Source organism: Enterobacter cloacae complex sp. IR5441 (assembly GCF_049238215.1).
Classification (GTDB): domain Bacteria; phylum Pseudomonadota; class Gammaproteobacteria; order Enterobacterales; family Enterobacteriaceae; genus Enterobacter; species Enterobacter hormaechei_C.
This window is the reverse complement of sequence record NZ_JBMKIA010000037.1, coordinates 1-22,833: the sequence shown is the minus strand read 5'-3', so window position 1 is coordinate 22,833 and position 22,833 is coordinate 1. Positions and strand designations below refer to the sequence as shown.

The 22,833-nt window shown below is 49.1% G+C and carries 20 protein-coding genes; 19 read left to right on the top strand and 1 reads right to left on the bottom strand.

The window, feature by feature from the left end; all coding sequences use genetic code 11:
* Nucleotides 1–50: 50 nt before the first annotated feature.
* The 11 genes from ACOTX5_RS23060 (at nucleotide 51) to ACOTX5_RS23010 (ending at nucleotide 7,701) form a co-directional block, all read left to right on the top strand.
* Nucleotides 51–428, top strand: a complete 378-nt coding sequence (locus ACOTX5_RS23060; protein ID WP_000645320.1) for a hypothetical protein — start codon at nucleotides 51–53, stop codon at nucleotides 426–428.
* 91 nt (nucleotides 429–519) lie between these two features.
* Nucleotides 520–948: a hypothetical protein gene (locus tag ACOTX5_RS23055; RefSeq protein ID WP_000069824.1), complete on the top strand. Its 429-nt coding sequence runs from the start codon at nucleotides 520–522 to the stop codon at nucleotides 946–948.
* 64 nt (nucleotides 949–1,012) lie between these two features.
* Nucleotides 1,013–1,270, top strand: a complete 258-nt coding sequence (locus ACOTX5_RS23050; protein ID WP_001290639.1) for a hypothetical protein — start codon at nucleotides 1,013–1,015, stop codon at nucleotides 1,268–1,270.
* Between the two features lie 155 nt (nucleotides 1,271–1,425).
* Nucleotides 1,426–2,034: a hypothetical protein gene (locus tag ACOTX5_RS23045; protein WP_000833775.1), complete on the top strand. Its 609-nt coding sequence runs from the start codon at nucleotides 1,426–1,428 to the stop codon at nucleotides 2,032–2,034.
* 170 nt (nucleotides 2,035–2,204) lie between these two features.
* Nucleotides 2,205–3,455 carry a site-specific DNA-methyltransferase gene (locus tag ACOTX5_RS23040; RefSeq protein ID WP_000104393.1) on the top strand — a complete coding sequence of 417 codons (1,251 nt, stop codon included), beginning with the start codon at nucleotides 2,205–2,207 and terminating at the stop codon, nucleotides 3,453–3,455.
* A 294-nt stretch (nucleotides 3,456–3,749) separates the two neighbouring features.
* Nucleotides 3,750–4,070: a hypothetical protein gene (locus ACOTX5_RS23035; RefSeq protein WP_000834113.1), complete on the top strand. Its 321-nt coding sequence runs from the start codon at nucleotides 3,750–3,752 to the stop codon at nucleotides 4,068–4,070.
* Nucleotides 4,071–4,312: 242 nt separating this feature from the next.
* On the top strand, nucleotides 4,313–4,639 hold the full coding sequence (locus ACOTX5_RS23030; protein WP_000556022.1) for a hypothetical protein: 327 nt from the start codon (nucleotides 4,313–4,315) through the stop codon (nucleotides 4,637–4,639).
* A gap of 65 nt (nucleotides 4,640–4,704) precedes the next feature.
* Nucleotides 4,705–4,962: a hypothetical protein gene (locus ACOTX5_RS23025; RefSeq protein WP_001052325.1), complete on the top strand. Its 258-nt coding sequence runs from the start codon at nucleotides 4,705–4,707 to the stop codon at nucleotides 4,960–4,962.
* 229 nt (nucleotides 4,963–5,191) lie between these two features.
* Nucleotides 5,192–5,983, top strand: coding sequence for a hypothetical protein (locus tag ACOTX5_RS23020; protein WP_000774871.1), 792 nt, complete (start codon nucleotides 5,192–5,194; stop codon nucleotides 5,981–5,983).
* A 50-nt stretch (nucleotides 5,984–6,033) separates the two neighbouring features.
* A complete protein-coding gene (locus tag ACOTX5_RS23015) occupies nucleotides 6,034–6,483 on the top strand; it encodes a hypothetical protein (RefSeq protein WP_000182312.1) in 450 nt (149 codons plus the stop codon).
* Nucleotides 6,484–6,648: 165 nt separating this feature from the next.
* Entirely contained in the window at nucleotides 6,649–7,701 is a 1,053-nt protein-coding gene (locus ACOTX5_RS23010; protein ID WP_012477420.1) for a phosphoadenosine phosphosulfate reductase family protein, read from the top strand.
* Between the two features lie 27 nt (nucleotides 7,702–7,728).
* On the opposite strand, the gene ACOTX5_RS23005 is transcribed toward ACOTX5_RS23010, so the two are convergent.
* Nucleotides 7,729–8,364 (bottom strand): hypothetical protein, encoded by a 636-nt coding sequence (locus ACOTX5_RS23005; protein ID WP_012477419.1) that lies wholly within the window; start codon nucleotides 8,362–8,364, stop codon nucleotides 7,729–7,731.
* A 694-nt stretch (nucleotides 8,365–9,058) separates the two neighbouring features.
* Here ACOTX5_RS23005 and ACOTX5_RS23000 point away from each other — a divergent pair.
* The 8 genes from ACOTX5_RS23000 to ACOTX5_RS22965 all read left to right on the top strand — a co-directional run bounded on the left by ACOTX5_RS23000 (nucleotide 9,059) and on the right by ACOTX5_RS22965 (nucleotide 22,689).
* Nucleotides 9,059–11,086 carry a type I restriction-modification system subunit M gene (locus ACOTX5_RS23000; RefSeq protein ID WP_016162084.1) on the top strand — a complete coding sequence of 676 codons (2,028 nt, stop codon included), beginning with the start codon at nucleotides 9,059–9,061 and terminating at the stop codon, nucleotides 11,084–11,086.
* Nucleotides 11,083–12,411 (top strand): restriction endonuclease subunit S, encoded by a 1,329-nt coding sequence (locus tag ACOTX5_RS22995; protein ID WP_234101276.1) that lies wholly within the window; start codon nucleotides 11,083–11,085, stop codon nucleotides 12,409–12,411. Before ACOTX5_RS23000 ends, ACOTX5_RS22995 begins: the two co-directional genes overlap by 4 nt.
* Nucleotides 12,412–15,669, top strand: a complete 3,258-nt coding sequence (locus ACOTX5_RS22990; protein ID WP_020317160.1) for a type I restriction endonuclease subunit R — start codon at nucleotides 12,412–12,414, stop codon at nucleotides 15,667–15,669. It abuts the gene before it with no gap.
* A 4-nt stretch (nucleotides 15,670–15,673) separates the two neighbouring features.
* Nucleotides 15,674–16,942: an ISL3 family transposase gene (locus tag ACOTX5_RS22985; RefSeq protein WP_129304504.1), complete on the top strand. Its 1,269-nt coding sequence runs from the start codon at nucleotides 15,674–15,676 to the stop codon at nucleotides 16,940–16,942.
* Nucleotides 16,943–17,151: 209 nt separating this feature from the next.
* Nucleotides 17,152–18,399 carry a tyrosine-type recombinase/integrase gene (locus ACOTX5_RS22980; RefSeq protein WP_007897923.1) on the top strand — a complete coding sequence of 416 codons (1,248 nt, stop codon included), beginning with the start codon at nucleotides 17,152–17,154 and terminating at the stop codon, nucleotides 18,397–18,399.
* Entirely contained in the window at nucleotides 18,386–20,152 is a 1,767-nt protein-coding gene (locus tag ACOTX5_RS22975) for a hypothetical protein (protein ID WP_234101275.1), read from the top strand. The genes ACOTX5_RS22980 and ACOTX5_RS22975 overlap by 14 nt, the downstream gene beginning before the upstream one ends.
* Nucleotides 20,140–22,257, top strand: a complete 2,118-nt coding sequence (locus ACOTX5_RS22970) for a hypothetical protein (RefSeq protein ID WP_017384059.1) — start codon at nucleotides 20,140–20,142, stop codon at nucleotides 22,255–22,257. Before ACOTX5_RS22975 ends, ACOTX5_RS22970 begins: the two co-directional genes overlap by 13 nt.
* 3 nt (nucleotides 22,258–22,260) lie before the next feature.
* Nucleotides 22,261–22,689 (top strand): hypothetical protein, encoded by a 429-nt coding sequence (locus tag ACOTX5_RS22965; protein ID WP_017384060.1) that lies wholly within the window; start codon nucleotides 22,261–22,263, stop codon nucleotides 22,687–22,689.
* Nucleotides 22,690–22,833: the final 144 nt, after the last annotated feature.

Below are 22,833 nucleotides of genomic sequence, written 5' to 3'. Positions count from 1 at the left end.
GCTGGGGGGATGGGTAACAGTATAATAAGTACAGATGAAAAGGAGGTTTTATGAAAGCGTTAGACGTGGTTTCAACTCAACTCAACTTTATTAATCTGTTGGATCAGGCAGGATATGCTCTTTCAGAAATTGTTGTAAAACGCTTCAGTGCTGCACCAGCCTTTAACGAAGGGCACTGGTTGTTCATTGCAGAGCAGGATAACCGCTACATTGAAGTGGTCTGTATTCTCTCTTTAGCTTCAGAAAGCGGAGAGCAGCATATTGATGTTTTTATTAATATGTTCGAAGACCCGATTGATGATGTTATTTCACGAAACATTGAAACCAAAACCTTTGCGACGCTTTATAAATACATTGAACGTATACCTTTTACTCCGGGTGTAAAGAAAGAATTCTTGAGCAGTATTGAGAACATCAATTTTAGTTAATCAAAAACCACAACTTTTTGCCACCAAGTTATTAGGTAATGCTATCAACCTGATATAATTACCTTAACATGAATATGAGCGGAGCCGGGTTATGTCTAATAATACTGAAGTCATTAGCTGTGATTTATTTTCAACTCTATCTTCACTTAATTTTAGCACCGAGGATATTACAGGTTTGACTCCGGCCAACTTTCGAAAGGGAGCTTTCTTACATGCAAAAATTTCTGCTAGCCAGGCCACGCGAGCGACTGATATTTCCATTCAATTACTCACGGATCGTGTTTCAGGTGAAATGAACTACGTAATAGTAATTGGCAGGCACGAAGGACTCCTGCAAAGCGAAGCAATTGACCCAAACGCTGATAAGCAATACCGGGAAAACCGTTATTCTCGCCATTTTATCTCAGTAACCGATGCCAATACCAAAGCCCTGAAAAAAACCTGCAAGGTAATGAAAACATATATCAAAGAGCAGGCATTTAAGCCTAACACCTGGGGGCACAGTTTCATTAAGGGTTGATTTATTCTTGCCCCGGTGAGCCGGGGCAACGCTAAATTAACCTCAAACTGTGCTGGAGGCACAAATGTCTGAAAAACACTTTATCGTTAAAATCCAGAACCGAAACGGCGACCATGAGAATAGCTATGTTCGGTTACTCGTCAGCGATTGTGAGAAAAATGCTTGCCAGACGGCACTCATTTCAGAGTGCCATGGCGAGCTTGAACAGCTGAGTTTTGAAGACGGTGGGGTTTACGACTACAACGGCGAAAATCACTACAGTGTCAGGAGCTGCGTGGAGGTTGCTCCAGAAGACGTTGCAACTTTGCAACGCTTCCTTTAACACCTGCGACATTTGATTAAATATCGGGCGTCCGCTACAGGATGCCCGTGATTTAAACGATTCCTCAAAGATCGCTGTCACTCCTGATAACTGTATTAAGAGCAGGTTTGTGATAGGTTCAGCGTAACAACATTACTGGAATTTTGGTTGCCTTGATGAAGAGCTGCTTTTCTGATTTACCCGTTAAAGACGGCACGTCCGGAACCTGGAAACTGGACACATTCGAAATTACCGCAGATAAGGCGATGAGCCTCGCCCTTCGTGCCGAGTATACAGGTAATACAGACGAGTTTATCCCGCCCGGTAGATATCGGCGTTTGTCCAACGGCTGGGATGTGGTGATGTCCAATACCCCGATGGAGATCAGAACCTGCCAGGATTTTTTAGAGCGAGCCACCGGGCGCGTGCTCATTAATGGTCTTGGTCTGGGGATGGTGCTTCACGCCATTCTTCAAAAAGAAGATGTAACCCATGTAACAGTAATTGAAAAAGAACAGGACGTTATTAACCTCGTTGCGGCCTCGTTTGCAAACGATCCTCGCGTTGAAATTATCCATGCTGATGCAATGATGTATTGCCCACCAGCAGGCGTCACGTACAACGCATGCTGGCACGACATATGGCCAGACTTCGCAACAGCTAACCTCTCACAGATGGATAAGCTGGAAATTAAGTACCGGGACATCTGTGAATGGCAGGGCTCGTGGGGCAGGGAGGAGTGTGAGCAAAAGCACATTGAGTTTCAAAATCTTGGGGCTGATTGAGTACAACTTTTGAAGGTGTCTCCGCTAAAGAAGACTGGGTCTCTTTGCGCATGCCCAGCTGTGCTGCATGACCTGACAAAGCCTATAAATAAACAGATCGGTTTGATTTAGTAATCCCCCTTCCAACCATCAGGCCGATATTTAAACTGCATCTCCATTAAGGATGGCTGATGAGCACGATTTCTACGGATTTAATTGCACGGATCTACGCAGCCTCCGAATTGCCGTTGAGCAACGACGAGCTTTATCGCGAAGTGCAGCGTGAAACTGGCATGTCGGATGCCGAATTGCACGAACTGAAAGAATTTGGGTCAGATAAAACCAGAACCAGCGGCGTCAAACACAAAGTACGCTGGTTTCAGCAGACTCTTCGGCAGGCCGGAGTCATCGAACGCGTTCCAGAAAAACGGGGCGTCTGGAGATACTCCTCTAAGACGAAAACAAACCTACACGAGTCATGGGAAAAGCTCTGTGTTGTCGGTTTCTCAACTTCTCTTGGGGCATCGGTTTTTGGAAACGCCTATGCCTTCTTCAGCAATATCACAGAGCAAATTCATCTTTGCCTGACCTCGCCGCCTTACCTCCTTCGAAATTCAAGAGACTACGGGCATGGCGGGGGGCGTGGCGAGCAGGTTTATATTGACTGGCTTCTGCGTATCCTCGAACCGATCGTGAAACAGCTTGTACCCGGCGCAAGTGTGGCATTGAATATCACTCAAGATAGCTTTAATAGGGGCAGGCCTTCACGTTCTCTGTATCTGGAGCGTCTGACACTGGCATTATGTGACAAGCTGGGGCTTGAGCTCATGGACAGGCTTCAGTGGGTGAATCGCAGTAAGCCCCCATCGCCAACGCACTGGGCATGTAAGCAACGAGTGCAGCTCTGCTCATCGTATGAGCCTGTGCTGTGGTTTACCAATGATGCGAGTAAGGTTCGTTCAAACAACTTACGTGTACTGCAACCGCATTCAGAGCAGCATCTTAAATTGCAGGCAGCAGGCGGTGAAAATCGCACGACCTTTTATGGTGATGGGGCGTACCAGCTTAAAAGCGGATCCTTTGGAAATAAAACAGAAGGAACGATCCCCAAAAATACTTTGTTTTACGGCAATAGCTGCGCTGATACGAGATTTTGCCATTCCATTGCCCGCGAGCTAGGTTTTCCGCTGCATGGTGCAACGTCTCCTACCAGGCTTGCAGCGTTTCTGATTGAGTTTTTGACAGAGCCGGGAGATCTTGTTGTAGATCCCTTCGCTGGCCTGCATAAAGTTCCCATCGCAGCCGAGCGACTTGGCAGACGTTGGCTGGCGACGGACAAAATCATGGAATGGCTGGCGATTTCCCGAAACCTTTTTACGGCCGCACCGGGATATAAGAGTAACCCCATGCTGGACGAGCTCGCCGAACTGTATCGGGCTTAATGCAAGTTAACGGTTTTGATAAAGTGGTTTGAAGCGACAAGCGGTTTATTCATTTTGCATTGTTTCTACCATAAAATGACAATATTAACGGCTTAGCATACGCCGCAGAGATAATTAGGGTGCCATTCATTTCCGGTTGTCTGTATTAACGAGTGTATTCAATATTCACTTGTTTCTCCGATATAGACCCAACAAAAAAAACTGATGGTTGTGATACAGAACTTGTTGAATTAACATCCGGTACATTAACTATATTGGTAATTTAGACGGTTTCTAAATTAAAGGTGGACAGATATGAAGTCAGATACAGAAATGGTTTCTCCTATCGAGTTGCACATTGGCGATCATGTCCAGCGGCATGGTGCTTTATTTGAGGTTATGCATATTGTTGAATCCGAATGCGATATTCCCGGCGGCATCCGGGTAGCAGCATGCATTTCACGGGTTATCGGTGACGTTACGGGCAATATTCCTCGTGGTTGGCTGGAAACACCGAAGCGTATGGCTGAGCGAGGAGTTAAGTGGGCGACGAGTCTGCCTGAGGGGCTTTACTTTAACATCCAGGGGAACGCACATGCGAAAGTAAGCCGGGTTATTCGTAATGTGACTAATTGAAACTTTTTTCTGAATTGCGGTGTAAAAGTTACTTTTCACCGCATCGTTTTCCCTAACTACTAAATCAGAGCTTCTCTGAAATAAGCGGATTTAACCGCTAGCGATTTATTCAGGCCATTTTATTCTAATCATTATCCTACACTTCAAAAATATTCATTATTTTTTCTTCTGACCTATTAGCCAGAATTCTCGATTCGGTATCATTTACTTACGGTAAATCTTTTGAAAACGAGGTAAATGGCATGCATTCTCAGGATCCTATCACGAAATTAACCCAGACGTTGCAACGCGACGATGGTTCTCAGGTTCGTATTGTAGCGCAGCGGGGATATGGAAGTGGGCTTACAGCCTCGCTTGATGTGTACGTTCTCCGTCGTGATTCCTCTGAAAGCAACTGGTCACTGTGCGGAAAAGATCCTCACCCAGAGTGGAGAAAGATGTCAGTAGATGAGTATCAGAAATTTGGACGCTCTGAAATGCTGCGTTATGCCACACCAGGTGAAATTCTCAGGGTGGCATCCGCTATTGGCCAGCCAATGAGCTTCCTCGATGGCAACCCTGCGTTTTAGCCCGAACCCTGGCGACGCCTTTTAAACCGGCGTCATTCTTTTTACGAGCAACAGACGGAGAAAAAATGAATCTGAACGAACGAAGCACGAGCGCAGCAACGCCAGATTTGAGCCGACTTTATCTCATTTCCGGGCGCATTATGTTTGATGATGATGATCAGGCCTACCTGGTCGAAGCCGACTCCCCTGGTGATGCAGAGGAGGCTTTCCGGCATCATATTGCTGACAGTGCCGACGACTTAGAAAAGGTGATTATAGTTTCCTCTACAAGTTTCGCTTCAGCTCACAGCAGTCGCGTAATTTGTCGGCCTGCCGTGAAGTAATTTCAACTTCCAATGATATTTCCCTCTTTATAAAAGCCGCCGTCTGGCGGTTTTTATTTGCAAAAATGAATATTAATCCTGAATGATATTAATTTAAGATGAGGTAGTGTTCATATTCTTCTTCTTAATATTTTTTCTAAAAAAACGCCTTCAGGTTATTAGTTGGTATTAGTGTATTTGTTATGATCTTCTCATCAAATACATTAATTAAATAATCAAGGAGTCAACTGTGGCAGATAATTATACTCAGGCGTCGTTTATTATTCCCTGCACTCAGGAGCAGGCAAAAATGGCACAAGAAGCAATCACATTCGTTACCGAAGCAGAAATTGCAGAAGGTGAGCGTTTGCTTGATAAGCCACTGACAGATTGTTCTCTGACTGAGAAGCTGATCCTCAGTATTATCGAGAACCACCCTGAGTATGACCCTTCTGAGCCGAGCTTTGGGCAACCATCCTGCCCAGACTGCAATTATGAACTGTTGTTCGCAACAGAAGTTACCAGCAGTGGGCTGGCAGTTTTTCATGGAGAGACCATTGATCTTGACCATGCAATTTGCCTCACAACTGCCGTGCTGTCGGTATTCGACCTCTCGGAAATGGTAACAATTACTGCTGCATTTACATGCAGTAAAAGCCGGACAGATGAATTTGGGGGTATGACTATTCTGGTCACAAAGGATACCCACTATTACCAGGATGGCTGTCAGTTTTCTCGTCTCATGAATGAGGCTCACAAAGCCGGTATCCAGTATGCTCTGTGTAAAGTGACGCATTACCACGGTGAGAGCAGCTATGTGGCAAGCTATGTCCTGAGCTGCGACGTAGCGGATTCAGCCCAGGAGGTCGTTAACAAACGACTGAAGGCATGTGCCGGAAAAGAGCCAGAAGACGGAATCTATATTCTGTGTGAAGAAGACAACACTAGTCTTTCGGTCGAACTCGTTACAGAACTGTCTCCGCTCGATTACGACAAGCTGAGCAAGCTTCTCCCTTCCCTTGACACCCTTTGCGGCGCTTAAGCCTGCCAATTACCGTAGCCACCGGTTTCCCCGGTGGCCTGGAGCCTGCCATGACCAATAAATTCATAGTTTCTACCGTTGATTGTATCAATGAATTTGCAAGTGACGTTCCGCAGAGTGTTTCCTTACGGATAGATACAATGCTTGAACAGCGTATCCGCAAATTGGCGGCATACGTGAAAGAAAACGATCTTCATTTAACTGAGTTTTACTTCTATGACGCTAACTGGTCATTTTGTGGTGAAGATGAAATTCAAGAAATAAAAGACATGGATGAATATAAGCATAGCGACAGCATAAAGCAGGAAGCGATGCTGCGGGAAGTAATGCCATCAGCACGTACGGAATGCCCGGTTATTAGGGTGATGAAAGATTCATTTCAGCTTTCAGCTCTACCACGCCATTGTGGTGATGACATGACTCTTAACACTCCTTTTATTCCGCTGTCTGAGTTGAAAACAAATAATACGGCATTTATTACGCCGCCAACCTATAACTAATAGCTGTGCCGGGTGATTAAATTACAATGGATTATTTTTATATATATTGACATTAAATCCGCGTGATTTTGATTTAATATAATTTCGCTAAATGGTTGCGCTGTAGTTATTTTAAAGTTCTAATAATATCAGTGATGCAGCATATACCGTGGTTCAGGAAAATATATGTTTATTGAAAAAAGCGACTCATTCCTTGAATTATCCTCAGAAGTTATTTTTCCTGAGGCGGCTAATGCTGCCATTTTGAAACATGATAAATGGGCGGATGTTTGGGAGACCCTGACAACCGATGCCGATCTGAACTATACCGATGAAAAGGAGACTGTGAGTCTTTCTTCTCTGGTCATGTCAGCCACATCTGCTATTTATCAGGCTATTACGGACGGCTGGACAATGTGCGTGGGATACAGTGGCGGCAAAGACTCCCATTCTCTTCTGCACCTGTTTCTGATGGCATTGATCAGGGCAGTACGTAACGGCACAAATATCAGCGAACATCATTTCATTCAGATGTCCGATACGCTGATCGAAAACCCTGAGATGCACTATCAGGCTTCACAGGTTCTCAACCAGCTCAGAATGTTCATTGCTGAACACCAGCTACCGGTCACAGTCCTTGTCGCCCGACCGTCTCTTACGCAGAGCTGGGTCGGCCGCATTCTGACTGGGCGCGGACTTCCGACCTGGACTAATTCTTCTACCCGACAGTGCTCAACCGACTACAAAATCGCGCCCCTGCGCCAGGCCAAAGCTCGTTACCTGAAAAACGCCCCGGCATCCGTTCGAAGCAGGGTATGCCTGATGCTGGGCTCCAGGGATGATGAAAGTGCCCGAAGGGCCGGAAATATCCTCAAAATGGGAGGGCAGGCGAGGAAAGTAACCCTGACTGAGCACGGTGGTGAACTCTATCCGGTAAAGGAGTGGCGCACTCAGGACATCTGGTCTTTTCTGATGGCCTGTGGTTCCGAATCACGCTTCCCTTTACCAAGCTTTATGCCGGATAACTTCAGCCTGGCAACGCTTTATAAAGACGCCACCGGGGAGTGTATCTGGTCGCCGGAGAAACCCACTCGAACATCAGCTTGTGGGGCTCGATATGGGTGCTCGCTTACTCTTGTTTTTATGTATTTAGAGTTAAACTCTACTTTTCTATTTTTAGAATTCAAGCTATTCATCGTAATTGAGAGATATCCTTTTAATGTTCAGCAAGCCTGTTAAAAGCACTTTATCTGAACCGCGTTTTGCCTAAATCCTGCTCAATATATACTCTCCCTGAGTTCTGAAATCCTCAAATTCCCCAATCTTAAAGCATTGATACATAGATGATGTCAGATAATGCGCAATCATCTCACCGCCAATATGGATCCGTTCCGGGTGTGGGTATGTCGCCTGTATAGCCCTTTGTTCATTCATCATTACAGGAATTGTCTGCAACAAATCCCCATCCAAGATTTGGCACTCAGGTTTTACTCCTGTTCCGTATTGTAATTGCTCTGATTCGAAATCATGGACTGAGCGATAGGCGAACGAAACGATATTTCCTGTTTCCTCGCAAATTGCGAACTGATAAACACTGGTTGTCACCGTTGAAGAAGAGGGAATTGCATGGTCATGCTTGTATTGTTTCCACAGCCTCCTTAGACAGGCCGATGTATGATAATTGAGATTTTGTATACCTGATACGACCATTCTGGTTGATGCTTCAAGCAACCAGGTGTTAGAAAATCCACCTGCCCCCGTTCCTGCTATGATGGTTCTTAGCTGGGGGATGTAACCTGCTTTGGAAACAAAAGATAACGGCTCCCCATTATCGGTGACGGCAAGGGTATCTGTTACAATCAGTGCTTGTGCTTCGTCTGTATAAAATATCAGTGATGACATATTTTCCTCATCCAGAAAAGACATTACATGAATCACAGAACAGGTCACTACAACCACGTGAAAGGGAGTCAGACCATTTTCCAGAGGTAAATATATTCTTGTGTTTGGACGCGTTGCGGTTCTCTGTAAAAAATATATAGCACAAACAAAAGTCCCCGCAGGGATAAATATAGTTATATGCGCTTTTTCTGCTGGCTTTTACAATTGAAAGTGACAGGTAAACGAAATGTGTTACAGGTTTCTTTTGCTTTTCGTTGGGTTCTGTATATGCGAATTTACCCTGTGTGTTATTTTTGCAATGGACTCAGGCTGTATTCAATCAATTAAGGTTTACTTCTGGCATTAAGATGTATCCGTTGCCTGTTTTTTAAGGGCACGGTTTGTGCCGGGAAATGAAAATCACATCTTAAGTTCTTCACTCAAAGGATTTGTGATGTTTATCACGTATGGTCCGGGTAACGTGTTGAGGTCAATGTATTGCATCGTGATGGTGTCGTTACATCTTTTACTTTCCTCCTGATTTGCATATTCACTCCCGGCAACCTGGTTGTTTGTTTTTTCGGCTATTTGCATTCTGAGGTAGGATCGCAGATTTAGCTAGGAATTGAAATCCATCCCCTTTTGTGCAAAATCTGGTTGACATTCGCAGATTGACTACAGTACCGTTCTGTGCAAAAGGTGGTTGGAGTCAAGAATGAACGAATTTACGGGATCGGCAGCTTCACAGGCTGACTTTATTTGGAAGAACGCGGAAGACCTGTGGGGGGACTTCAAGCATACGGACTTTGGCAAGATCATTTTGCCGTTTACCTTGCTGCGCCGCCTGGAGTGTGCGCTGGAGCCGACTCGCGAGGCGGTGAGAGAAGCGCATGACGCTTTCAAGGATGCCGATGTTGAGCTGGATACCATTCTGCGCTCAACCGCTGAATACCCCTTCTACAACACCTCTGAATACTCCCTTGGCACCCTGGGTAGCACCAAGACGCGCCGCAATCTGGAAGACTACATCGCCCTGTTTTCGGATAACGCCCGCGCTATCTTCGAGGAGTTTGAGTTTGGCAATACGGTGATCCGGCTGGAGAAAGCGGGCTTGCTGTACAAGATTTGCCAGAACTTTGCCAAGATCGACCTGCACCCGGACGTGGTGCCGGATCGGGTGATGAGTAACATCTACGAACACCTGATTCGCCGCTTTGGTGCCGAGGTAAATGAAGGGGCCGAGGACTTCATGACGCCGCGTGACATCGTTCACCTGGCGACCGCATTGCTGCTTGACCCGGATGATGCCCTGTTTGAGGCCAGCCCCGGTTTGATTCGTACTCTGTATGACCCGACCTGTGGTACGGGTGGCTTCCTCACCGATGCCATGAACCATGTGGGCGACTACGGTAACCGCGACAAGATCCCGCCAGTGCTGGTGCCGCACGGGCAGGAGTTGGAGCCGGAAACCCATGCGGTTTGTGTGGCCGGTATGCTGATCCGCCGTTTGGAGTCCGACCCTGGCCGAGATCTGTCGAAGAACATTCGTCAGGGCAGCACGCTGTCCAACGACCAGTTTGCCGGTGAGCGTTTCCACTACTGCCTGTCCAATCCGCCTTTTGGCAAGAAATGGGAGAAGGACAAAACCGCCGTCGAAGCGGAACACAAAAAAGGCGAGCTGGGCCGGTTTGGGCCGGGCCTGCCGAAAATTAGCGATGGCTCCATGCTGTTTTTGATGCACCTGGCGAGCAAGCTAGAACTGCCGATCAACGGCGGTGGCCGCGCCGCTATCGTGCTGTCGGGTTCGCCACTGTTTAACGGCGGTGCCGCGTCTGGCGAATCGGAAATCCGCCGTTGGTTGCTGGAAGACGACCTGATTGAAGCCATTGTGGCTCTGCCAACGGATCTGTTCTTCCGCACCAATATCGCCACCTACCTGTGGATTCTGTCCAACAAGAAGCCGCAGGAGCGCAAAGGCAAGGTGCAGTTGATCAACGCCACCGACCTGTGGACTGCAATCCGCAACGAGGGCAACAAGCGCCGTATTGTCAGCGATGAGCAGCGCCGCCAGATTCTGGACATCTACGCCGCAGGCGAAACCGGTGCGCTTTCCCGGATGCTGGACTACCGTACCTTTGGCTACCGCCGTATCAAGGTCCTGCGCCCGCTGCGCATGACCCTGGAGCTGGATAAGGTGGGCATGGAGCGGCTGGAAGCCGAAGCTGCCTGGGAAAAACTCTCTGACGCGCATCAGACATTCTGGCGCAAAGCCCTCAAGCCGTTGATCGGGCAAACGCAGCCCTATAGCTGGGCAGAAACCTTTGTTAGGAACTCGATCAAGTCCGACGAAGCCAAGCAGCTCAAGGTCAAATCCAACAAGACATTGATCACCGCGCTGATCAACGCCTTTGGTCACAAAGACCCGAAAGCCGAGCCAGTCACGGATTCCAACGGCGAGCTGGTGCCAGACACAGATTTAACTGATTACGAGAACGTCCCCTATCTGGAGGACATCGACGACTACTTTGCCCGCGAAGTGCTTCCTCATGTGCCGGATGCCTGGCTGGATGAGAGCTTTACCGATGCCAGGGATGGTCAATTGGGCCGCGTTGGCTACGAGATCAACTTCAACCGCTTCTTCTACCAGTACCAGCCGCCGCGCAAGCTGCATGATATTGATGAAGACCTGAAGCAGGTAGAAGCCGAGATTGCCGCGCTACTGGCGGAGGTGGCCAGCGAATGAGTCACTACAAACCGTATCCAGCCTACAAGGATTCCGGCGTTGAGTGGATTGGGCTGGTGCCGGAGCATTGGAAGGTTGCGCAGATCAAGCGTATTTCCGCCTTGAATCCCAAGAAATCGACCCTAAGCAAGGAAAAGGATTCTCTTTGCACATTTCTCCCAATGGAGAAGCTGAGAACCAATGCTATAACACTTGATGAAACTCGTCCTATTCATGAGGTGTATGACGGATATAGCTATTTCTGCGATGACGATATTCTGATCGCCAAGGTAACGCCTTGCTTCGAGAATGGAAACATAGCGGTAGCCAATGGTCTGGTTAACGGCATTGGGTTTGGCTCTACAGAAATCAATGTCCTTCGGGTAAATGGAAAGGGACATAACCGATTTCTTTACTACCGTCTGCAAGAAGAGCAGTTCAGAACAATTGCCAAATCTGAGATGAGAGGCACTGGAGGCTTAAAGCGAGTTCCAACGGAGCTGTTTGAGTCATTTACTTTCGGGCTTCCCGACACTGACGAACAAGTCACCATTGCCGCCACCCTCGACCGCGAAACCGCCCGTATTGATGCGCTTGTCGAGAAGAAAACCCGCTTTATCGAGCTACTGAAGGAAAAGCGCCAGGCGCTGATTACCCATGCTGTCACCAAGGGACTAGACCGCAACGCCAAGATGAAGGACTCCGGCATTGAGTGGATTGGGCAGGTGCCAGAGGAGTGGTTAAATAGGAAGGTTTTTCATGCTTTCCAAGCCATTGGGAGTGGAACAACGCCACCGGCAAAGGAGCATGAATGGTATCAGGGAGGAACCATTCCGTGGATAACAACAAGTGAGCTTAGAGAAAACACCGTCGTTAAAACAAAGAAGTGTGTTACCTCAGATGCCATGCAGAAATTCTCAGCCTTGAAAATTTTTCCCGCTGGTTCATTAGCTATTGCCATGTATGGTGCAACAATTGGTCGCCTAGGGTTTCTTGGAATCCCAGCAACAACCAACCAAGCTTGCTGTGTGCTGTCTGGTGAACGCGATTTGAATATCCAGTTTTTGTATTACTGGTTGATGGCATTCAGAGCCGATATCGTGGCTTTCTTCTCTGAGGGCGGGGGCCAGCCGAATATCAACCAAGAGGTGATAGCCAGCCTTAGGGTGCCATCCCCAGCCCCTGATGAACAAGCCACCATTGTCGCCACCCTCGACCGCGAAACCGCCCGCATTGATGCACTGATTAGCAAGGCGGAACAAAGTATCACCCTGCTCAAAGAATGCCGCGCCGCCTTTATCACCGCCGCTGTCACCGGCCAGATTGATTTGCGAGGAAAACAATAAATGCAATCAGCAGCACATCAGGAAAAATACTTCCAGCAATACATCATCGACCGGTTTGTAGAACAGGGCTGGAAGCTGGGTGATTCCAAGTTCTACGACACCGAGAGGGCGGTGTACCCCGAAGATCTGGAAAACTGGATCAAATCCAGCGGCCAGCAGGAAAAATGGGACAAGCTGGAACGGCTCAACGGGGCCAAAACCCTTGAAGTGCTGATGGACCGCTTGGATAAAGCACTGGAGAAACAAGGCACCATGCAGGTGTTGCGCCAGGGCTTTTCTATTGCCGGTTGCGGCCTGATCGAGATGACCGAGGCCGCACCGGAAGACAAGCGCAATGCAGCAGTCATTGAGCGCTACCAGGCCAATATCCTGCGCGTGGTGCCGGAGCTGAAGTATCACCCGGCCCGTGAATTTGCCATTGATCTGGTGCTGTTTATCAACGGTCTGCCGGTGGCAACCGTCGAACTGAAGACCGACTTCACCCAGTCCTGCGAAGCGGCCATGGATCAGTACCGCAATAATCGCCGACCGTATGACGCCAAGACCAAACGCAGGGAACCGCTGCTGACCTTCAAGCGTGGGGCGGTGGTGCATTTCGCCATGTCCGACTCTGAAATCATGATGGCGACCAAGCTGGATGGAGAAAACACCTTTTTCCTGCCGTTCAATAAGGGGCGCAAGGACGAAAGCGGCACGGTACATGCGGGTAACCCGCCAGGTGAGATTAAGGCCGATGGTACTCAGGAATACCCTGTAGCCTACTTCTGGGAGGAGGTCTGCGAACCGGATGCCTGGCTGCGGATTTTCCATAGCTTTGTCTACGTCGAGAAAAAGGACGTGGTGGATATTCAGGGCAACTGGTCGAAGAAAGAAACCCTGATTTTCCCGCGCTTCCACCAATGGACGGCAGTGAACCAGATGCTGGCCGATGCCCGCGAAAACGGCGCAGGCATGACCTACCTGTGTGACCACAGCGCCGGTTCCGGCAAGACCAGCACCATTTCCTGGACGGCTCATGACTTGGTGAAACTGCGCGAAGATAACGGCGACGCGGTATTTAACAGCGTGATCATTGTCACCGACCGTAATGTGCTGGACGGCCAGCTTCAGGACGCGGTGAAGCAGATTGACCATCAGTTTGGGGTAATCGCCGCCATTGACCGGCAGAAGTCATCCAAGTCCAAGAGCAAGCAGCTCTCGGAGGCCTTGTTGTCTGGCACGCCGATTGTTGTGGTCACGATCCAGACCTTCCCTTACGCGATGGAAGCCATCATCACTGACAAGGCCCTGAAAGGGAAAAACTTTGCTGTGATCATTGATGAGGCGCATAACTCGCAGACAGGCTCTACCGCCGCTAAGCTGCAAGCCGCGCTGGGAATGAGCGGACAAGGCAAGATGTCCACCATGACGGTGGATGAACTGCTGGAGCAACTGCAAAAGTCCCGCGCCCGCCCGGAGAATATCAGCTACTTCGCCTTTACCGGCACGCCCAAGCACTCCACTTTGATGCTGTTCGGTCGCCCGGCAGATACAAGCCAACCGGCCTCGGACGATAACCCGCCACAAGCCTTCCACCTGTACACCATGCGCCAGGCCATTGAGGAGAAATTCATTCTCGATGTGTTGAACGGCTATGTACCCTACAAAACGGCCTTCAATCTTTCCAAGCAGCTTGAAGACAGCAAGCGGGTGAGCGGCAAGGCCGCCAAACGCGCCCTGGCACAGTGGATGTCATTGCACCCTACCAATGTGACCCAGAAGGTGCAGTTTATCGTTGAGCACTTTACCAAGAACGTCGCCCACCGGCTGGATGGCAAGGCAAAGGCGATGGTCGTGACCAGCTCCCGCGCCGCTGCCATTCGCTACAAGAAGGCGTTTGACCGCTATATCGAGCAGCACAGCGAGTACGGCTTTATTCATTCACTGGTGGCCTTCTCCGGCAAGATGACCGGTAAGCAGGTGATGCACCAGGATGACGGCGAGTTCAAGGACGATGTGTTTATCGTCGATGAGAACGAGGAGTTCACCGAGCAGAGCATGAACCCGGATGTCCACGGGCAGGATTTGCGCTTTGCCTTTGACCGCCCGGAATACCGGGTGATGTTGGTGGCCGACAAGTTCCAGACCGGCTTTGACCAGCCGAAACTGGTCGCCATGTATGTGGACAAGAAAATCGCCAACCATGTGGAGATTGTGCAGACCTTCGCCCGCCTGAACCGGACGGCACCAGGGAAGGATGAGGTCTTTATCATCGACTTCGTGAACGACCCGGAGAACGTGCGCAAGGCCTTTGCCACCTATGACAAGGGCGCTCACATCGGCGAAGTGCAAGACCTCAATGTGGTCTACGAGATCAAGGAGCGACTGGACGAGCACGGCCTTTACGACGAGAAGGATTTGGCCGCGTTCAAGGAAGCCCGCTTCAAGACCATCCGCGACATCACTCATACTAAATCGCCGCAGCACAAGGCGCTGTATGCCGCTACGGCTGGAGCGACGGCCTTGTATAACGACAAGATGAAAATGCTGCGCGATGGCATGGCAACCTGGGAAGCAGCGTTTGAGAAGGCCCGCGCCAAGGGTGACGAGGCGGGCATGAAGTCTGCCGATCACCACCAGGATGAGTATGCCGAGCAAATCAAGGCGTTGATGGGCTTCAAGTCGGACCTGGGGCGCTTCTGCCGTACCTATTCCTATATCGCCCAACTGATTGATTTTGGCGATCCGGAGTTGGAAAACTTTGCCGCTTTCGCCAAGCTGCTGCAAAAGCGCCTTCAGCACGAAGCACCGGAAACCGTGGACTTGACAGGCCTGGTGCTTACTGGCTTTGACATCAATGCTCGACCCGATGACGTAGAAGACGAAGGCAAAACCCCGGTATTGCAACCAGCAGGTGCAGGCGGTGGTGGCGCGGTAGGCGACAAGCCTAAATTCGTCAAAGAAATTATCGAGAGGCTCAACAGCCTGTTTGGTGAGGCGACGCCGATCCAGGATCAGGTGGCTTTCGTTAATCAGATTTCAGCGATTACCGGTGAAAGCGATGTCGTCATGGCTCAGGTGGAAAGCAACACCCGTGAGCAGGCTATGAAAGGCAACCTCCCCGGTGCTGTTCAGCAAGCGGTTGTTCGTGCTTTGTCCAGTCATCAGAAGCTGGCAACCCAGGTGCTCAAGTCTGACCGTCAGGGCATGACCGCATTGGTTGATATGGTGTATGACCTGCTGCGCGAAGGCAAAGACATCGACCTGGATATGGATTAAGCCTATGCTTGACCTGCTGAATCTGCCAGGCATCAAGCCGGTCGATATGCGCCACGAAAGCAAGTGCCTTGTGATAGTTGCTGAGCCGGTAACGGTCGAGGTGCCGTTATGTGGGGACTGCAACACCCCTATGCACAGACACGGTACGCGCAAAAACAAGTTCATGGACACGCCGTTGTACATGGAGCCGGTCCGCCTTGAAGTTCAGCGCCCGCGCTTTCGCTGTGAGTCGTGCGGAAAAATGTCCATGCCGGAGTTGAGTTTTCTGGATGATAAACGCCGAGCCACCAAACGGCTGATCGATGTTATTCGGCAACAGTGCCTGGGAACCACCTTCCATGCTTTAGCCGAGCAAACCGGTGTGGCGGTGAACACCGTCAAGAACATCGCTCACGATCTCATTGAGGAACTCTCCCAAACCGTTCGTTACGAAACCCCGGTCATCATGGGTATCGACGAAGTGAACCTTGCCGGCGGGTATCGCTGTGTAATCACCAATCTGGCAACCAACAACGTCTTTGATATGTTGGAGCATCGTACTCAAGAGCACCTGAAGCCCTTCTTCAAGGATTTGCCGGATGCTGACAAAGTGGAATGGGTCTGTACGGATATGTGGCGACCCTTCAAGCGTTCCTTTGCTCAGTATCTGCCCAACGCCAAACTGGTGATCGACAAGTTCCATGTCGTCAAGATGGCCTCTGAAGCCCTGGAAGAGGAGCGCAAGAACTATCAGGCACAGTTAAGCAAAGAAGATCGGATTTATGTCAAAAAGTCCATTCGCTGGCTCACCCTGAAGCGGCCCGGCAACCTGACGCCCGCGGAGCAAAAGGCGCTGGAGGTTGTAAAGCAGGCGATCCCAGAACTTGCCGTGGCCTATGACTTCAAGGAAGCCTTCTTCTGCATCTACGACGAACCCGACAAACAGAGCGCTCAGAACGCCTTTGAGGCTTGGGAGAACAGCCTGCCGCCTTATGGCATGGAGCCTTTCAAAAAACTGGTGAAAACGGTACACAACCATTACGACGACATCTTTGCCTACTGGGATGCGCCGTTCTCAATCACCAATGGCTATACCGAAGGGCTCAACGGCTTGATCAAGATGTCCAACCGGTTAGGTCGGGGTTACAGCTATGACATCATCCGTGCAAAGACGTTGTACTCCAAAGAAGCCCGCAAGGTTGGCAGTGGTATTCGAGCAGGACGAGGCAAGGTCGAGTATGGGCCGCACATTCCGACATTGTTGAAGCAGGCAGAAGGTGGAGAGTTGGATTAACGCGAGAGAGGGCGCGTCTGAGAATCCAACCAATGTTAGATTCTCGCAGGGTGGTGAAAAACAGAAAAATCCAACCAGAAGCAGCTTTTTGTCCGACTAAGAGTCTAGGGTTAGAATGGATGAATTCCAACCCTAGAATGCAAATAGCCGTTTTTTCTTCTTCCGGATTTATAGTGTAGGCATGAGGTGGCGTTTCAGGGCGACAGACTGTGAGGATAATCACTAACATTCATGCGCGTTATGGGCGTGTCAGCAAACTGGATGCAACAGAGCCGAAACTGAAATTTGAACCCGGATTTCTGTATGCTGAAATACCTTATATTAGCGGCATCCAGAATCGAAAACTGAGCCGATATGTACACTTTTATCTTATGGATAAAGCTATCCTGCAGGCCAGGGATTTAAAGCCTTTAGCCCGGGCATTTTTACGCTGGATAAGGTGGCTGGAGGATAACGGACTTGACCCTTTCACCCCGGGAACGTTGAAATACCAAAGCCCTACATATGGCTTCAGGGAGTATCTTCTGGGGGCCGTAAGGCAGGGGCGCATCGCCTCATCCACCGCGGCGGTGTACATCAGCGTTATCCGACGGTTTTACGTATTTCTGGGCAAGTGTGGTGAGCTGGCTGCCAGCTCATTTTTTACGTTGGTCGAAAAAGTCGTTGACGGGCGACGCAAGGTGATAAGTTCGGATCTTGCCATCAGGATAACCAGCACAACAAAAAGGACAATCAACCCACTGAATGATGCAGAGGTTCATATCCTGGATGAGGCACTGAAATCTGAGTCCGGGTTGTTCAGTTTAATGATTGTGCTGATGAAAAATTGTGGGCTACGGCTGGATGAAATGCTGACCCTGCCGTCGTCACTCTTTACTGAAGAGTACCTTGCCAGTGTCCCTGTATCTGAGTTGACCATCAGGGGGCTTCATATTGGTCCGAGATGCGGAGTTCATACGAAGTTTGGGATGACGCGAGAACTCTTCATCACCAGACGATTGTACGAGCAGGTTCTGGATTATCTGGCGGATGAGGAGTATGAAAAGAAGATCCAAAAATGGCGTGCACGACAGGGTGGGGAAGGGCGGCACGAGCCTTTATTTTTAATGGCAAACGGGAAACGGATGTCTGAAAAAGCCTTTTACTCCCGCTGGTACAGTTTTCGCCATCGCCTGGCCCGGTCTGCTCCGGGAAATGTGTTCAGACATAAACCCCATGATTTGCGGGCAACGTTTGCGACCCATTTTTTACGCTCGGCACTGAGTTGCTATCCCGATCAGGCCGCAAATGCGCTGGGTACAGTAAAATACTGGATGGGCCATAAAAGCGAAAATACGACGATGAAATACATCGTCTTTCTTCAGCAAAACCAGATTTCTGATGCAGTCGCCGGGGTCATGGACGCATTGATTGACGGTGCTGCAGGTCGCGATGGAGCCATATATGAGCCGGAGTGAAACGCAGATAACGTGGATGGCCGAAAATGTGCTGTCATGGGAGACGGTCAGCGGACACATCACTCAGCGGGATCTGAACCGATATTATTTACTTGACGTTTATCTTCAGGCTCATTTTTCAGATTATGTGTTGCTCCCCGGATGGTTTAGTGAACATTCGCATCTTGCCCGCCCTGAAAAACGCGATTTTATTGCCTCTCTGAAACGATTTCTTCTGTCTTACCGTCCCGCCGGAAGGTTAACCATTTTCCGTTATCTCAATATGTTTTTTATATGGCAGTCAGTCAATCAGTATGACTATGGCACGGCTGAAGGCGTTGAAATGTATATTAAACATCTCATGAACGATATTCGTCGGCGAAAAATTTCAGTCAGGATGGCAAGACACTACTTGTCCGTGGTCAACCGGTTTTTGCTTACGGGCGGGCAGATTCAGAGGCGGTATGAATATGAATTCTTACCGAAAGGAACGTATCAGCAGCAGGGAAGGGATAGCTATACCAGGAATGAACTTTCCGAGATCCTGAGGCAGTTGTCATCCATGAATGAGTTCCTTGCGGGATGTATCCGGGAGCATATCGCTAAATCGGAAAAAGGGGTGCGGCATTTCTCACCGTCTTTGCTGGCACCTGTTTATGAAGCGTATTTCCGGTATCCGGGAGAGAACGGGGTCAGCAGGGCAGAGATCATCATCAGGGACGTTCTGGAAAATTACTTTCTTACTTCTTTTTTTCTGTTCTGTTACCACACATGGGGAAACACCTCTCAGGTTCTGGGTCTGACGCGGGATGATATACATCTGGATGAAAAGGGTATCAGCACTGATTATGTTTATAAGGGGAGAGCGAATAAGTATATACGTCTGACGATAGGTAAATCGGAGTATGTGACCAAACGTGCGGGCTATTACTGGTTTCTGTCTTTTATCAGGCTCAGGGACGACATCGTTAACTATCTGGTTTCCGCAGATAACTTCCCTCCGGTACAGGCGCTGTTTCTGAGTGAGCCGCAGGTGAAATTCCGTAAGCTTTATTCTCTTAATCCCAGTCATCTGACTAAATTTTCTAACTCTGAGGGGGCGTGGGCCACGATGCGGCAGCTTAATCCCTCGCTTCCATCAATTACCGTTTCTGGCTTGCGCAAAACGTCTGAGCAGTATACGGACAGAACATTAAAGAATGGTCTGATTACGGCGGAAAAAGCACAGCATAACTGGGGCACTTACAGGCGGAATTATGCTGCAGGTAACCCACAGGAGGCGAAGGAAAACTTCAGTGCTGCACTTGATACGCTTATGAATCAGGGGATTGCGACACGTGCGTTATCCGAGCGGGTAAAAGTTGCTGATGAGCTGGGGATCGATCTGCGTGGAAGCGATGAGGGTGTGGATCTTTTATTGAATGGCCTGGGATGTCGATCGCAGGAGCCGCCTACAGATATTGAATTGCGCTTTATAAAAAAGCAAAAACGATTTGGCCGGACACCAAAGGCTTGTGCGGATTTTTCTCATTGTGTCGAATGTTCAAAAAGTTGCGTTGTGGAAACGCTGGAGTCTGTATGGCTCCTGCTGTCATTCAGGCATGCTATCGAGTATGGAAAACCGTTGTACATCGGTTCGGTCAATGCTGTGGAGCGTTATGAAACGTTACTCCTGAAGATTGATTTACGGCTTGGGCTGGTAGATGAGGCGACCCTGAAAAAAGCGCGCGTTAAACTTCAGCGAGAAGGTGTGGCTCCGGTATGGCAGATTTGAAGAAAAAAGAGGTAAGCCGTAGTCGAATGGCGGAGTTTCCTGCCGGAACGCCGCTTCGTTCAGGGGATGAGTTTCCGACTGAGGATATCATCTGTGAGGCACTAGAAAACAAAAGCTTTGAACGTCTGAATAACTGCCTGGTTATCGCCAGCTCAGATGAACATGATATGCGTTTTATCAATGAGGAGACGCTGAATATTTATTTCAGGGATGATGTCTGGACCAATCGCTATGTCAGAACCCATATTGGTGAAACGTTAAGAACCGTTAATTTTTCAGGCATACGGGATCCTGAACTGCGTCTTGAAGCCAAAATCATCTCAGCCAGCCTGCTCTGGATTGTCGGCAGGACCGCGAAGACGCAGTCACTGATCCGGAAATGTGCAAACATTGTGGCGGGAGCCCGTATTATTGAGTCTATGGGGTATCGCAGTCTGTTTCAGCTTCGTTTTCCGCTTGTCCGGAATGCTTTCATTGTAAAGATGAAGGAGGAGGATGAGCACGGCAGGAAGCGTTCTGAAAGAACATTACGTAATTACTTTATGGACCTGGCGGATATCTCGCTGACAGGTCATACCCGTCTTCGAAAATACGGTTACTTTCCTGATATTAGCTTCGACAGTTACAACAGTGTGGATGATTCAAACCAGACATATTGTATGCCTTTCAGTCTTATGATGTCTGTCTGGGAAGGGCTGATTACTGAACTGGATGCTGAAATCAGTGATTTCGATTTTGACGGGTTTTCCCGGCTGTGCGCTATCATAAACGGTTTTTATGATTCGCCTTACTATACGTCGATGCTGGAAGCCCGTAAAAGAGGGACAGCAAAAAGCATACCGGATTACCGGGCCGCGTATTACTACAATATTGTTGCCGGGGAAATTCGGGCGCTTTTCGCGACACTTGGCCCCGGGATGCAGGGCTGGTTCTCGGTACATAAAAATAAGCGCTGGAGATCTGATTTTATTGGCGTTGATCACATAAAGCTGAACACCTGGCATTTTGAGCTGACGTTAAAAGTCATGAATGTGATACAGGCCATGTCGGGGATGAGACACAGCGAAGTGCTTGGCGTGATGCACGGTTCACTGATTTATGATGGTGATATCCTGGGACTTCGTTCGGTGTTGCATAAGTTCGCCCCGGAAGGTGGAAGTCACGAAGACTGGGTTGTTTGTCGCTATGTGGAAAAGCCTTTTCAGCATTTACGCAGAATTAATCAAATCATGACAGGCCTGGACGGGAAGACGCTGGACAATGTTCCATTGTCTTTAAATATCAGGTCGTGGTTCTCGGAGCAAAAACTCTCTTTTATGGGGACGCAGCGCCAGACTGAGTGGGCAAAGAAATTTGTGAAAAGACACCATCTGTTCATCCGACGTGACCATATTGATGAGTTCAGGCTTTTAAATCCAAACATACGTGATGATGAACGCGTTGCGATGGAGATTCGGGAGGGGGCTTTCTGGCCATTGCGAACCCATCAGTTTCGCCGTTCACTTGCTGTACACCTCAGGCGTCTTGATCTGATTTCTACTAATGATCTTATCCGGCAGTTTAAGCACTTAATCAGAGGCATGACGGAGTGGTATATGTCCGGTGCACTCAACGCTTCGCATTTTAGCCGGGCGATCCCTCAGGCATTCGCTGCCGAGATTGAAAGGGTTGATACCGAACTCTCAGCTTCCAGGGCTGTTTCTTATCAGCATGAAGGCCTGCTTTATGGCGAAGGCGGGAAGTTACTGATGTCCCAGAGAGGTGGGCACTTACATCAGATGACGTTTCCTACACTGAAAAAAGCGATGAGCATGGCTAAACGAGGCGGGCAAAAACTGGTATCTCTTGGAAACGGTTTTTATTGCATGAATGGCCATGACTGCGAGTTTAAGGCGGTTGTTCAGTCAGCGTCCTGCAATCCGGGATGTGAGAACATGCTGGCCGGAGCTGATTCTGTTCCCGTGTGGAAACGCAGGATGGCTCATTATGACAACCTTCTGGAGATTGCCGTGCGAAATAATGCTCCTCAGGCTGACAGGGATTTTCTGATGCTTGAGAGAGATTTTTATGCAGATGCTGTCCGCTTTTTTGAAAAGGATGAATAGAGCATGACGAACGAACAGTCGGGGGTTAAAAAAACACAGGCAAGAGCAGAGCAGGCCCTGAGGGAACTGATGTTATCAGGGGAGCGTATCAGCCAGTATGCTGTGGAAAAACGAGCGGGGCTGGCAAACGGCACCCTGAATTATAACTGTCCTGAGTACAGGCAGGTCAGGGAGGCTATCCGCAGTCTGAAAAAAACGTGCCAGGGCACCGCGCCGGTTGATGAGCAGGGCATTGAGCAGCAGATCAAGCTGAAAGAAAAGTATCGCCGTCAGAGAAATGAGCTGAGGGAAGAAATCAAAAAGATGATGGCTGAAAATGTAGAGCTGTTACATAACCTTATACTTTTACAGCAGTATGTCAGGGAGCTTGAACGCAACACCGGGAGGGAGAAAGGGGACGTCATTCCGTTCTCGGGTGGTGTCAGGGACTGAGGCTATACTGAACGGAAGGACGCGAGGTGAATCGCCACGCGTTTAACAGACACCTCAGAGTCATTTAAGATGACTTAAAGAGAGGTGCCCATGAGCGGTAAGCGTTATCCTGAAGAGTTTAAAACTGAAGCAGTCAAACAGGTT